Origin of the sequence: Janthinobacterium sp. JC611 (genome assembly GCF_018682595.1) — a bacterium.
Classification (GTDB): Bacteria; Pseudomonadota; Gammaproteobacteria; order Burkholderiales; family Burkholderiaceae_D; genus Janthinobacterium.
Genome location: NZ_JAFLJN010000014.1, coordinates 174,103 through 187,098 on the forward strand (window position 1 = coordinate 174,103; position 12,996 = coordinate 187,098).

General features: G+C 67.3%; 11 protein-coding genes. 6 read left to right on the forward strand and 5 right to left on the reverse strand.

All coding sequences use genetic code 11. The annotated features are described in order from the left end of the window. The first annotated feature begins 13 nt into the window (after positions 1-13). Positions 14-3,052 carry a sensor histidine kinase gene (locus J0O65_RS10070; protein WP_215406389.1) on the forward strand — a complete coding sequence of 1,013 codons (3,039 nt, stop codon included), beginning with the start codon at positions 14-16 and terminating at the stop codon, positions 3,050-3,052. Here the strand turns inward: J0O65_RS10070 and J0O65_RS10075 are convergent. Continuing rightward, entirely contained in the window at positions 3,026-3,658 is a 633-nt protein-coding gene (locus tag J0O65_RS10075) for a response regulator transcription factor (protein ID WP_215406391.1), read from the reverse strand. The two genes, J0O65_RS10070 and J0O65_RS10075, sit on opposite strands and share 27 nt — an antisense overlap. Positions 3,659-3,855: 197 nt before the next feature. On the opposite strand from J0O65_RS10075, the gene J0O65_RS10080 reads away from it, so the two are divergent. Then, a complete protein-coding gene (locus J0O65_RS10080; protein WP_035828118.1) occupies positions 3,856-4,542 on the forward strand; it encodes a hydrolase in 687 nt (228 codons plus the stop codon). Between the two features lie 73 nt (positions 4,543-4,615). Next, a complete protein-coding gene (locus J0O65_RS10085; protein WP_215406393.1) occupies positions 4,616-4,894 on the forward strand; it encodes a XapX domain-containing protein in 279 nt (92 codons plus the stop codon). Between the two features lie 23 nt (positions 4,895-4,917). On the opposite strand, the gene J0O65_RS10090 is transcribed toward J0O65_RS10085, so the two are convergent. The 3 genes from J0O65_RS10090 to J0O65_RS10100 all read right to left on the reverse strand — a co-directional run bounded on the left by J0O65_RS10090 (position 4,918) and on the right by J0O65_RS10100 (position 7,464). Further along, positions 4,918-5,568 (reverse strand): response regulator, encoded by a 651-nt coding sequence (locus tag J0O65_RS10090; protein ID WP_215406395.1) that lies wholly within the window; start codon positions 5,566-5,568, stop codon positions 4,918-4,920. An 8-nt stretch (positions 5,569-5,576) separates the two neighbouring features. Beyond that, on the reverse strand, positions 5,577-6,320 hold the full coding sequence (locus J0O65_RS10095) for a sensor histidine kinase (protein ID WP_215406397.1): 744 nt from the start codon (positions 6,318-6,320) through the stop codon (positions 5,577-5,579). Between the two features lie 163 nt (positions 6,321-6,483). Then, entirely contained in the window at positions 6,484-7,464 is a 981-nt protein-coding gene (locus J0O65_RS10100) for an alpha/beta fold hydrolase (RefSeq protein WP_215406399.1), read from the reverse strand. Positions 7,465-7,648: 184 nt separating this feature from the next. Here J0O65_RS10100 and J0O65_RS10105 point away from each other — a divergent pair, with 184 nt between their 5' ends. Continuing rightward, positions 7,649-8,062 carry a DoxX family protein gene (locus J0O65_RS10105; protein WP_215406401.1) on the forward strand — a complete coding sequence of 138 codons (414 nt, stop codon included), beginning with the start codon at positions 7,649-7,651 and terminating at the stop codon, positions 8,060-8,062. Here J0O65_RS10105 and J0O65_RS10110 read toward each other — a convergent pair. Next, complete coding sequence (locus tag J0O65_RS10110; protein WP_215406403.1) at positions 8,059-9,459, reverse strand: aminotransferase-like domain-containing protein; 1,401 nt, start codon at positions 9,457-9,459, stop codon at positions 8,059-8,061. The genes J0O65_RS10105 and J0O65_RS10110 overlap by 4 nt on opposite strands. A 414-nt stretch (positions 9,460-9,873) precedes the next feature. Between J0O65_RS10110 and J0O65_RS10115 the strand changes: the two genes are divergently transcribed. Beyond that, on the forward strand, positions 9,874-10,227 hold the full coding sequence (locus J0O65_RS10115; protein ID WP_215406405.1) for an ElaB/YgaM/YqjD family protein: 354 nt from the start codon (positions 9,874-9,876) through the stop codon (positions 10,225-10,227). Positions 10,228-10,474: 247 nt separating this feature from the next. After that, positions 10,475-12,898: a catalase gene (locus J0O65_RS10120; protein ID WP_285896783.1), complete on the forward strand. Its 2,424-nt coding sequence runs from the start codon at positions 10,475-10,477 to the stop codon at positions 12,896-12,898. The last annotated feature ends 98 nt before the right edge of the window (positions 12,899-12,996 follow it).

The window sequence follows — 12,996 nt, forward strand, 5'->3', positions numbered from 1 at the left end:
ATGGTTGGCACTGATGCTGGCCAGTCCTTGCGGGATGGCCATCGACGCGGGGCGCGGCGTGCATCAGTTGCAGCACACCAGCTGGACGGCCAGGGATGGCGCGCCGGACGATATCAGTTCCATGGCGCAGGGCAACGATGGCTTTCTGTGGCTCGGTACGCATGCGGGCGTCATCCGCTTTGACGGCCTGCGCTTCATGCCCTTGCAGGCGCGCCAGGGCCGCTTTCCCGACACCGTGGCCGTGGCGCTCAAGCGCGCCACGGATGGCGGCATGTGGATAGGCTGGCAGGTGGGCGGCATCAGCCACGTCAAGGACGGCGTGGTGCGCAACTACGGTGAAGCACAGGGCGTGCAGGCCGGTTCCATCTGGGGCTTTGCCTTCGATGGCAGCGGCGCCCTGTGGGCGGCCGGCGTGTCCGGCATCTCGCGTTTTGACGGCCGGCGTTGGCAAGCGATGGGGCCGGCACAGGGCTATACGGCACAAAAGGCATCGGCCGTGTTTGCCGACCGCGATGGCAAACTGGGCGTGTTCAGCGAGCAGGGCCTGTTTCTCTGGCAGCCGGGCCAGGCGCGTTTCGCGCCGCCCATCGGCAGCCTGGACTTGCGCGCGCCGCCGCAGCAGGGGCCGGACGGACGCCTGTATCTGCTGGAGCAGCGCGGCATCCGCATCATCGATTCGCTCGAGCGCTACGACCGGCTCGACCACCGCTGGATCTACCGCGACACCAGCGGCACCAGCGGCAGCATGCTGGTCGACCGCCAGGGCACGCTGTGGTTCGACAGCCAGTTCGGCCTGCACCGCACGCGCAGCGCCGGTACGCTGGCGCCGCGCCAGCTGGGCATCGGCAGCGACACCGAATCGTTCCTGCCCGGCGATGGCTTGAGCAATGCCTGGATCAGCGCCATGTGCGACGACAATGAGGGCAACGTCTGGACCGCCACCTATGCTGGCCTGGACCGCTTTCGCCAGGCCGCGCCCGTGGTCCTGCGCGCGCGCCAGGGCGCGGCGGTGCCCGAGGTGTTCCGCACGCAAGAGATGGTTGCCGGCCCCGCCGGCGCGATGTGGCTCTCGAAGGACGACAGCGTGGCGCCGCTGCTGCTGGCGCGGGCCGACGGCAAGGTGCTGCGCGCGCCCGCGTTTGGTCCCGTCAGCGCCATCATGGACGCGCCGCAGGGCGTGTGGGTGGCGGGCCGCGACGGCCTGCGACTGCTCGACAGCGCCGACGGGCGCGTGCTGCGCACGCTGGCCTATCCGCCTGGCGCGGCGGCGCTCAAGCGCATGCGCGCGGGCGTGGTGGCGCCCGATGGCAGCATCTGGGGCGTCTTCAGCGGCGCTGGCGTGTTCCAGTACCGCGACGGGGCGTGGCGGCGCGAACCCTTGCTGCCCGATGGCGGGCGGCGCGTGCCGCTGGCGCTGTTGGCCGACGCGGCCGGGCGCCTGTGGCTGTCCTATCCGGATGGCACGCTGGCCATGCTGGAAGCGGGGCGCTTGCGCCGCTACGGCCCGGAACAGGGACTAGACCTGGGCAAGATCCCCATGTTGAGCGAATACCAGGGGCAGGTGTGGGCGGGCGGACAGCGTGGCGTGGCGCTGTGGCGTGGCGGTCATTTTACGGCACTGCGCAGCGCGCCCGCCGCTGCCATCGAGGGCGTGGTGGGTCTGCTGCGCGCGCGCGACGGCAGCCTGTGGCTCAATAATGGCGTCGGCGCCGCGCACATCGCCGCCAGCGAGGTGGAACGGGCGCTGCGCGACGCAGGCCATGCGATGCAGGCCAGCGTGTATGACGCCACCGATGGGCTCAATGGCAGCATCGGCATGCTGCACAACCGCTCCGTTGCCGAAGCGGGGGACGGCAAGATCTGGTTTTCGCGGCAAAGCGCCACCTTCTGGATCGACCCGCGGCAGCCCGCGGCCCCGCTGCCGGCGCCACGGGTGGAAATCGCTGCGCTGCTGGCGCATGGCGCAATGGTGGCGGCGGCGGACTACGGCCATCTGCCGGCCGGCACGCGCGACGTGCAGTTCACCTACAACGCCAGCAGCCTGGGCACGCCGGCGCGCCTGCATTTCCGCTATCGGCTGGAAGGGTATGACAAGGACTGGCAGAACGCGGACGAGCGGCGCCAGGCGCAATACACGGGCCTGGGGCCGGGCGCCTACCGCTTCCAGGTGATGGCCATCAATGGCGACGGCGTGGCCAGCACGGTGGCGCAACTGCCGTTCCGCGTGCTGCCCGCCTTTTACCAGACCTGGTGGTTCCGCAGCCTGTGCGCGGCGGCGCTGCTGGCGGCCGCATATGGCGCCTGCCGCTGGCGGATGCGCCAGCACGCCGCGCGCCTGCAGGCGCGGATGGAGGCGCAGCAGGCCGAGCGCGAACGTATCGCGCGCGAGCTGCACGATACCCTGCTGCAGGGCACGCAGGCGATGATCCTGCACTTTCACAATGCCAGCATGGCCATCGCCGAGGATGATCCCGCGCGCGCCGCCATGCTGCGCGCGCTCGACGACGCCGACCGCATGCTGGGCGAGGGACGCGACCACGTGCACGACTTGCGCGCCGGGGACGACGCCGGCGCGCGCTGGAGTGCCATCCTGCGGCGCGAAGGCGAGCGGCTGGCGGCGCAGCACGGCATCGTGTTCCGCTATGCGCAGGAAGGCGAGGCGCGCATGCTGCATGCGCGCGCCGCGCACGAAATCTATCGCATCGCCAGCGAAGCGCTGCGCAACGCCTTCCAGCACGCGCGCGCGCAGGTGGTCGAGGTGACGGTGCGCTATGCGCGCGGCGGCATCGAACTGCTCGTGCGCGACGATGGCCAGGGCTTGCCGCCGGTGGTGGCGGCGCACGGCCAGATTCCCGGACACTGGGGCATGCCCGGCATGCGCGAGCGCGCCGCCAGGCTCGGTGCGCGCCTGGCGCTGGACGGGCGCGACGGGGGCGGCACGCAGTGGCGCTTGCGGGTGCCCGCGCGCCGCGCCTGGCCCACAGGGCACGGCCCGCTGCGCCGCTGGTGGCGGCGCTGGCGCCGCTCAGGCGTCGAGGATGCCGCGCCGTAGCGCGATGGTGACGGCGTGGGTGCGGTCCCTGGCGCCCAGCTTGGCCAGGATGGTGCTCATGTGCGCCTTGACGGTTTCTTCCTTGATCTGCAGCAGGGCGCCCGTTTCGCGGTTGGAATTGCCTTGCGCGACCTGCTTGAGCACGTCCAGTTCGCGGTTCGACAGCACGTCGCTGCAGGCATACAGCGCCAGCTCCGCCTCGATCTCGGGCGTGATGTGGCGCCGCCCCGCGTGCACGTTTTGTATCGCCGCCAGCAATTCGTGGCGCAGCGCGCTTTTCAGCACATAGCCGCAGGCGCCCGCGCGGATGGCGCGCAGCACCTGGGTGTCGCCCTTGTAGGTGGTCAGCACGATGATGCGCGCCTGCGGATGGCGCGCGCGGATGGCGCCGATGGCGTCCAGGCCGCTCATGCGCGGCATCTGCAAATCCATCAGCGTGACATCGGGCAGCAGCGCGTCAAATTGCTGCACCGCCTGCTGGCCATCGGTGGCCTGGCCCACCAGTGTCACGCCGGGAAAGGCGCGCAGCAGGGCCGTGATGCCGTCAAGCAGCAACTGGTGGTCGTCGGCGATGAGCACGCGTATCGCTGCCGTATCGCTGCGCATGATGGTGCCTGGCAAAGAGGAGTGATCGATCAAGAGTCGTCGGAACAGGGTGAGCAAAAGGTATTTTACCGCAGCGCCCGCCAGCCTGCAGGGCGGATGGCCCGGGGGAGCCTATATTTAGATAGTGGCGCGGGCGCGCCGCCAGGCATACGATGCATGGCAGTACCCACTCAACCCTACTTTGCATGGATGACATCATGACCAATCCGAAACTGGAAGTCCTTACCCCCGATAATTGCCAGATCATCTTCATCGACCAGCAGCCGCAAATGGCTTTCGGCGTACAGTCGATGGACCGGCAAGCGCTGAAAAACAATACCGTGGGCCTGGCCAAGGCCGCCAAGGTGTTCAACATCCCCACCATCATCACCACGGTCGAAACGGAAAGCTTCTCCGGCCATACCTATCCGGAACTGCTCGACGTTTTCCCCGGCAAGGATATTCTCGAGCGCAGCTCGATGAATTCGTGGGATGACCAGAAGGTGCGCGATGCGCTGGCCGCCAACGGCAAGAAGAAGGTCGTCGTCTCGGGCTTGTGGACGGAAGTGTGCAACAACAGCTTCGCCCTGTGCGCGATGCTCGAAGGCGATTATGAAATTTACATGGTGGCCGACGCCTCGGGCGGCACCTCGAAGGAAGCGCACGACTACGCCATGCAGCGCATGATCCAGGCCGGCGTGGTGCCCGTGACGTGGCAGCAGGTGCTGCTGGAATGGCAGCGCGACTGGGCGCACAAGGCAACTTATGACGCCGTGATGGCCATCGTGCGCGAACATTCGGGCGCCTACGGCATGGGCGTCGACTATGCCTACACGATGGTGCACAAGGCGCCGCAGCGCATCCACGGCGAGCACGCCACGCTGGCGCCGGTGCCGGCGAAGTAAACCCCGCGCGGCCGTGCCATGCGCCGCGCGCCTGACCGCGCGCGGCGTTTTTTTTCATCGAAAGGAATGCGCCATGAAGTTATATGTGATTTCGCTGGCCGTGGGTTTGCTGGTCGGCATCATCTACGCCGTCTTGCAGGTGCGCTCGCCGGCGCCGCCCGCGATAGCCCTGATCGGCCTGCTGGGCATGCTGATCGGCGAACAGATCGTCCCCAGCGTCAAGCGCCTGATGGCGGGCGAGCCCGTGACCGTGTCGTGGCTGCGCAGCGAATGCGTGCCGAAGATCAGCGGCGTGGAAGCGAAGCCAACGCTGGCCAAGGCCGAGCAGCCGAAGGACGACGGCGCGGCCTGACCCCCGCCTGCCGGGTCAAAACGCTAGAACGCGCCCAGCAAGCCGCGCCGGGCGGCCACCGTGGCCGCCTCGGTGCGGCTTGATACGTTGAGCTTGGTCAAAATATTATTCACGTGGAATTTAACCGTGCCCACCTCGATGCCGGCGCTGCGCGCGATCATCTTGTTGCTCTTGCCCGCCGACAGGTGCAGCAGGATGTCGTGTTCGCGTTTCGACAGGCGGTTCGCCTCGATGCGGCCGGCCTGCTGCGCCGCCAGTTCCGGCGGCAGGTAGTGCCTGCCGGCAGCCACCTGGCCGATGCACTGCGTCAGTTGCTGGAAGCCGGAATCCTTCAGCAGGTAGCCGCGCGCGCCGGCGCGCAAGGCGCGGTGCACGCTGTCCTCGCCCTGGTAGGTGGTGAGGATGACGATCTTCGCCTGCGCGTCCTCCGCGCAGATGCGCTCGATCGCCTCGACGCCGTGCATTTCCGGCATGTTCAAATCCATCAGCACCACGTCGGGCCGCAGCTCCCGGTACAACTCCACGGCGGCGCGGCCCGTGCCGGCCTGGCCCAGCAGGACTAAACCCGGCAGGGAGGCGATCAGCGAGGCCAGGCCGGCCAGGATCAGCGGGTGGTCGTCGGCGATCAGCAGCGAGACAGGGGGCGCGGCGGCGTCGTCGCGGGGAGTGTGCATGCTTGGTTTCATGGTGCTGGCAGGGTGAAGTGGAAGACTGTGCCGTGCGGCGCGCCGGGCGCATGCCACAGGCGGCCACCGTGCGCGTCGAGGATGCGACGGCAGATGGCCAGGCCCATGCCCATGCCGTCCGGCTTGCTGGAATACAGGGCGTGGTACAGGCGCCCGGCCGCCTGCGGCACGATGCCGGCGCCGTTGTCGGCGACGCTGAAATGCTGCACGCCCGCCTCCAGGCGCGAGGACAGCAGCACCGTGCGCGGCCGGCCGCTGGTGCCCTGCAGGGCCTCGATGGCGTTCATCAGCAGGTTCAGGATGACTTGCCGGAATTGCGCCGGGTCGGCCTGCAGCAGCGGGCGGCCCGGCGCCAGCCGCGTTTCCAGGTGGATGGCGTGGCGTTGCAGTAGCGCGCGCAACAGCGGCAGCAGCTCCTGCACGGCGTCATCGGCGACAAAATGATCGTGGCCGCCCGGCGCGTTGCAGGCCAGGCCATGCATGCTGCGCAGCACGGCGCTGGCGTGGCTGCCGGCGCTGGCGACCAGGGCCAGCGCCGCGCGCGCCTCGTCGAGGCGTGGCGGATCGTGGTCGAGCCAGCGCAAGGCGGCATCCGCATTGAGCGCAATGGCGGCCAGCGGCTGGCGCACCTCGTGCGCGACCGACGCGGCGAATTCTCCCATGCCACCCATGCCACTCATGCGCTGTGCCTGCGCCTGCGCGGGGTCTTGCTGCTGAGGGAAATAATGCATGCTGGCCATCGCCGTGCTCCTGTCGCTGTCGCGGCGGATGCCGCATTGCGACAAGTATGCATGGCATCGTCGCCAGGGCACTTATACGAATGGGGGAGGCGGGCGGTTTTTTTATGCGGTGGGGACGAGAAACACCGCCGGGCGGGCCGGCGGTGCGGGAAGCGCAGAACGATCAGGACTTGATAAAGGCCAGCAAGTCTTCGTTCAGGCGGTCCTTGTGGGTGGCCGGCAAGCCGTGCGGCGCGCCTTCATAGATGACCAGCTTGGCGTTCTTGATGAGCTTTGCCGCCGCCTTGCCGGACGCGTCGATGGGCACGATCTGGTCGTCGCCGCCGTGCACCACCAGGGTCGGCACGGAGATTTTCTTCAGGTCGGCCGTGAAGTCCGTCTCGGAAAACTGCTTGATGCAATCGTAGGCGTTCTTGATGCCGCACTGCATGCCCTGCAGCCAGAAGGTGTCGCGCATGCCTTGCGACACCTTGTTGCCGGGACGGTTGGCGCCGAAGAACGGCACCGTCAGGTCCTTGAAGAATTGCGAACGGTCGGCCAGCACGCCGGCGCGGATGCCGTCGAAGACGGACATCGGCAAGCCGCCCGGATTGGTCTCCGACTTGACCATCTGCGGCGGCACGGCGCCCACCAGCACGGCCTTGGCCACGCGCTTTTCACCATGGCGGCCGATGTAGCGCGCCACTTCGCCGCCGCCCGTCGAATGGCCGACCAGGGTCGCGCCCTTGATGTCGAGCGCGTCGAGCAGGGTGGCCAGGTCGTCGGCGTAGGTGTCCATGTCATTGCCCTGCCAAGGCTGGCTGGACAGGCCGTGGCCGCGGCGGTCGTGCGCGATGACGCGGTAGCCGTGGCTGGCCAGGAACATCATCTGGTCTTCCCAGGCGTCGCCCTGCAAGGGCCAGCCGTGGCTGAAGACGACGGGCGTGCCCGTGCCCCAGTCCTTGAAATGGATGACGGTGCCGTCCTTGACGGTGATGCTGTTGACGCTGAGCTTGCCCGGCGCCGCTGCAGCGGCAGCGGCAGGCTTGGCGGCGGCACTGGCGCCACCGGCGGCCAGCAGGCCCGCGCCGGCGGCGACACCGGCGACGCTGACGAGCAGCTTGCGGCGGGAGTTGACTTCTTCGGCTTCGATTTTCTTCGACATGATGCATTTCCTTCGGGGATGGGGGAGGGGCCAGTTACGGCGTGGACCAGTGATGGCATCGGCGAGTCTAGGCCTTCGCGCGCGCGGGCGCCTCTGCCAAAAGACCAGTCGCGCCCGGGCCGGCGCTTGCCTATGATGGCCGGCAGCGGCGCGCCGTGCCGCCTGGCTTTTCAATGGAGCGAACATGAAGAACGACTGGATGGCGGCGCTGGCCGGCCCCTTTTTACCCGATGCCGGCTTGCTGTTTGCGCGCGTGGCGGGCGCGCTGCTGGTGCTGCACGTGCACGGCTTGCCCAAGCTGCTGCATTTTTCCCAGGAACTGGCGCGCATCGACGACCCGCTGCACCTGGGGCGCGCCGTCACCCTGTACTGCGCCCTGTTCGCGGAAATCCTCTGCCCGCTGCTGATCGCCGCCGGCTTGCTGACGCGCCTGGCCTGCCTGCCCCTGCTGTTCCTGCTGGGCGTGTCGATGCTGCTCGTCCACCCTGACTGGAGCATCGCCGAGGGCCAGTTCGGCTGGCTGCTGATCATCGTCTTCGGCAGCATCGCCATCGGCGGCGCGGGACGCTATTCGCTCGATGCGCGGCTGCGCGGCTAAATCACGCATTCCCGCGGCACGGCCGGTTTGTGCGCCAGCAGCAGCGATAATTTCTTCAATGCGTTGGCCAGCCGCGCGCGGTCGCGGATGCTGCCCAGAGAGATGCGGATGGCGTTTGGCGGGCGGCTGTCGTAGAAGGCGTCGGAAGCCGTGACGGCCACGCCCTGGGCGCGGGCGGTGGCGGCCAGTTCGCGCGAGCTCCAGTAGCTGGGCAGCGAAAACCATACATGGATGCCGTCGCTGCGCGGATGGCTGGTGCCCGTCAGGATGGTGCGGATGACGTCCTGGCGCGCATCGGCCTCGCTGCGTATGCCGGCCAGCAGCGCGTGCGCGGAGCCGTCGTGTATCCACTGCGTCGTCAGCGCCGTCGTCACGGGCGTGGCCATCAGGGAAAACGAGCGCAGGGCATGCAGGAAGCGCTCGCGCAGCTGCGCGTCGGCGATCAGGGTGTAGGCCATGCGCAGGCCGGGCGCGAGGCATTTCGACAGGGTGGCGATATGCGACACGTGGTCCGGCGCGTAGTGCGCCAGCGGGGGCGGCGCGTCGGAGGCCAGCAGCCAGTACGGGTCATCCTCGATGATGTGCATGCCGCAGCGCTGCGCCACCTGCGTGATGGCCAGGCGGCGCGCGGCCGGCATGGTGTGCGCGGTGGGGTTTTGCAGGGTGGGGTTCAAGTACACGAGGCGCGCGTGGTGCTTGCGGCCGGCCTTTTCCAGCGCATCGGGCAGCATGCCGTCGGCGTCCGCCTCCACCGCGACGGCCTTGCGCTTCAGCTGGCCCGCCGCCGTGCGCAAGCCCGGATACACGGCCGCTTCCGTCAGGATGCTGTCGCCGGGACGGCTGAGGGCCATTATCAGCGCCGCCAGCGCCGCCTGCGCGCCGGGACAGGCCACGACGTGCTCCGCGTCGACATCGCCGAACATGGGCGCCAGCCAGGCGGCGCCGGCCGCGCGGTCCGCTTTGCCGCCGCCGCCCAGGTGATAGCTCATCAATAAATCGCTGTCCGTGCGCAGCAGCACCTGCGCCAGTCCCTGTTTCAGCAGATCGTCGAAATCCACGCCCAAGGGCGGCGGCGGGATGTTCATGCTCAGGTCCAGCATCTGCGTCAATTCGACTTTCGGCGCCGCCACGTAGGTGCCGCGCGCGCCCTGTCCCTCCAGCAGGTTGCGGCGCTTGGCCTCGTCATAGGCGCGCGTCACCGTCGTCAGGTCGACCTGGAACAGCGCGGCGAGCCGGCGCTGCGGCGGCAGACGGTCGCCGGGGCGCAGGCTACCGTCGGACATCGCGCGCTCGAGCATGTCGGCGATCTGCAGGTAGCGCGGCCCGCCGTGCTGCACGAACGGCGTGAGCCAGGCATAGGCCTGGCTGTCATCTTGCATGGATTTTGGCGTGGACATTTTATCTCAATGTATGGATTTTATTGCAGGCATTATGCATAAAATCCGTGTTGAAATCCATACATTTGTGGGGCTGGCCTGGTCTTCGGATCAGCTCCACGCACGGCTCCTCGTTGCATCCCCCCGCACTCCCTCTTGGCTGGCATGGCGTCATGCGGCCAGGACCGCGGTCGCCAGGCGGGGCGATTGCTATTTCCAACAGGAATTTAGGTCTGCGCCTCAAGGTGTGGCAACGCACGGTGGCGCGCGGCAGGCGCGGTTAAGGTGCTGCTAACAGCTTGCTGCTGATCCACTGTTTGATATGGCTCAGCCCGGCAGCGTTTAGCCGCTTCTTTTTCCCTGAAGCGAGGAGAATCATGATTCGGTCACGGCATCGAGCATGGTTGAAATTGTTCACTGTTAAAGGAAACCATCATGAACGCGATTGAAAAAACCAGCTCCGAGATGAACGGCACCGCCCAGGACACCCGCCAGGATTTGCACCGCACCATCGACAAGGTGGCAAGCCAGGCCCAGCCCTTGGCCGACAAGATGGCCACGCGCGCCCATGACAGCGTGGACCAGGTGGGCGACCGCATCGACCAGGTCAGCGACACCGTCAGCAAGGCCTCGGAACGCCTGATGGCGCGCGGCAAGCAATTGGGTGCCGCCTGCCAGCGCGCCGGCGAAACGGGCCGCGATTATGTGCGCGAGCGCCCGGCCATGTCCTTGCTGATCGCGGCAGCGGCCGGGTATGGCCTGTCGAAATTGCTGGGTTCGCGTAAATAAGTTTGACGCCTTCCTGGTCGGTATTTGTCGTGGGCGCTGTTCCCTACGCCGTCATGGCGGTGCGGAACAGCGCCCACGCGCACAAGGTAGTAGCTAGTAGCAGGCAGTAAAGGAGAGTGAAGATGCGCTCCATTTTGTTGTGGTTGATCGGCATACCTATTCCCATCATTGTTTTGATTGCCCTGCTCGTGCGCTGAATGAGGAAGTTGTGGCGTTCTCCCGGGGCAAACTACTCACAGGAGACGTAATGGCTACCAACAAGAAAACGCCGTCCACGGACGGTGCGGGTTCCGTCTTGAGCAGCATGTCCGGCCCATCCGACGGCAACGCGCCGCACAGCCTGGGCGCGGACAATGACGTGGCCCGCGCGCTGCTGCAAAAGACGGCCGCCGGCCAGCAGCTGGCCGCCGCCATGGCCGCCAACCCCAAGGAGGAGGGCCAGTATGGCGAGGCGGCGCGCACGCCGGCCGAAGGCGTGCATGTGGCAGCGGGCGATCCGCTGGCCACGGCCAGCACCACGGGCGAAACGATGGCTTCTCCGAAGACGGGCGATGGCCGGCCCGCGCTGGGCGAGAATGCGCTGAATAGCTCGCTGGATGGCGCCCGCGCCGACGACAGCGGCTGCGTGCTGACGACCAACCAGGGCGTGCCCGTGGGCGACAACCAGAACTCGCTGAAGGCGGGCTTGCGCGGCCCCACCCTGATGGAAGATTTTATCTTGCGTGAAAAGCTCACGCATTTCGACCATGAACGCATCCCCGAGCGCGTCGTGCATGCGCGCGGTTCGGCCGCCCACGGCTACTTCGAATGCTACAAGGAGCAGGGCAAGCTGACGCGCGCCAAACTGTTCGCCAAGGCGGGCAAGCGCACGCCCGTCTTCGTGCGCTTTTCCACGGTGGCCGGCGAGCGCGGTTCCACCGATACGGCGCGCGACGTGCGCGGCTTCGCCGTGAAGTTTTATACGGACGAGGGCAACTGGGACCTGGTCGGCAACAACATCCCCGTCTTCTTCATCCAGGATGCGATGAAGTTCCCTGACCTGATCCACGCCGTCAAGCCCGAACCGCACAATGGCATGCCGCAGGCGGCCAGCGCGCACGACACCTTCTGGGACTTCGCCTCGCTGTCGCCGGAAATCACGCACATGCTGATGTGGGTCATGTCCGACCGCGCCATCCCGCGCAGTTTCCGCATGATGCAGGGCTTTGGCGTGCACACTTTCCGTCTCGTGAATGCCAAGGGCCAGTCCGTGTTCTGCAAATTCCACTGGTCGCCGATGGCCGGCACGCATTCGCTCGTGTGGGACGAAGCCGTCAAGATCAGCGGCGCCGATTCCGATTTCCACCGGCGCGACCTGTGGGAAGCCATCGAGTGCGGCGCGTATCCCGAATACGAGCTGTCCTTCCAGGTGTTCACGGAAGCGCAGGCCGAAGCCTTCCCCTTCGACGTGCTCGATCCGACCAAGCTGATTCCCGAAGAACTGGTGCCGCTGGTCCCCGTCGGCAAGATGGTCTTGAACCGCAATCCCGACAATTTTTTCGCCGAGACGGAACAGGTGGCCTTTTGCACGGCGCACATCGTGCCTGGCATCGATTTTTCCAACGACCCGCTGCTGCAGGGGCGCATCCACTCCTACGTCGACACGCAGATCACGCGGCTGGGCGGCGCCAATTTCCATGAAATTCCCATCAACTCCCCGCTGGCGCCCTTGCACAACAACCAGCGCGACGGCATCCATCGCCAGGCCATCAACCGGGGCCGGGTTGCGTACGAGCCCAATTCTCTGGCGGGCGGCTGTCCGTTCCAGGCGGGCGCGAAGGGTTTCAACAGTTTTCCCGCATCCGCCGAAGGCGACAAGGTGCGCGGCAAGCCCGAAAAGTTCGCCGAGCACTTCGGCCAGGCGCGCTTGTTCTGGATCAGCCAGACGCCGGTCGAGCAAGACCATATCGTGCATGCGTTCCGCTTCGAGCTGAGCAAGGTGCAGACGGTGGCGATCCGCCAGCGCATCGTCGCCATGCTGCGCAACGTCGACGAGACCCTGGCGCAGCGCCTGGCCGATGGCCTGGGCCTGGCCCTGCCGCCCGTCATGCCGCGCGCGCTGGCGTCCGATCCTGCGCTGCCGATCCCCACGTATCCGCCATCGCCGGCCCTGTCGCTCTTTTTCCGTCCCGGCAAGACGGGCATCCATACGCTGCGCGTGGCCATCCTGGTGGGACCGGGCAGCGATGGTGCGCAGGTGCGCAGCATCTATGCCTCGCTGCTGGCCGATGGCGCCGTGCCGCGCCTGGTGGGCAGCCATCTGGGGAAAGTCGACACCAGCGGCGGCGCGCCGCTCGACGTGGAAAGCTCGCTCGAGGCGGGACCGGCCGTGCTGTTCGACGCCGTCGTGGTGCCGGACGGCCAGGGCGCCGTGCAGCAACTGGGCAGCGACGCCAATGCGCTCGACTTCCTGCGCCTGCAATACCGCCACTGCAAGCCGATGCTGGCCGTCGGCGCGGGCAAGGGCTTGCTGGACAAGGCGGGCATCCCGGCGTCACTGCCCGATGGCAAGCCCGACCCGGCCATCATCGTCGCGCCTTCCGGCGACGTGGTGAAAGCCGTGGTGGCCTTTAAAAAGGCGCTGGCCGCGCACCGGGCGTTTGCGCGCGAAACGGACCCGCCGAGGGTGTGATTGCTTGCCTCAGCAACGGACCGGTCCCGCCGGTCCCGTTGCACGCTGCGCTGCATGCGCAACGCCATGCAACAATGTAAACAATAAAAACGTCCTGC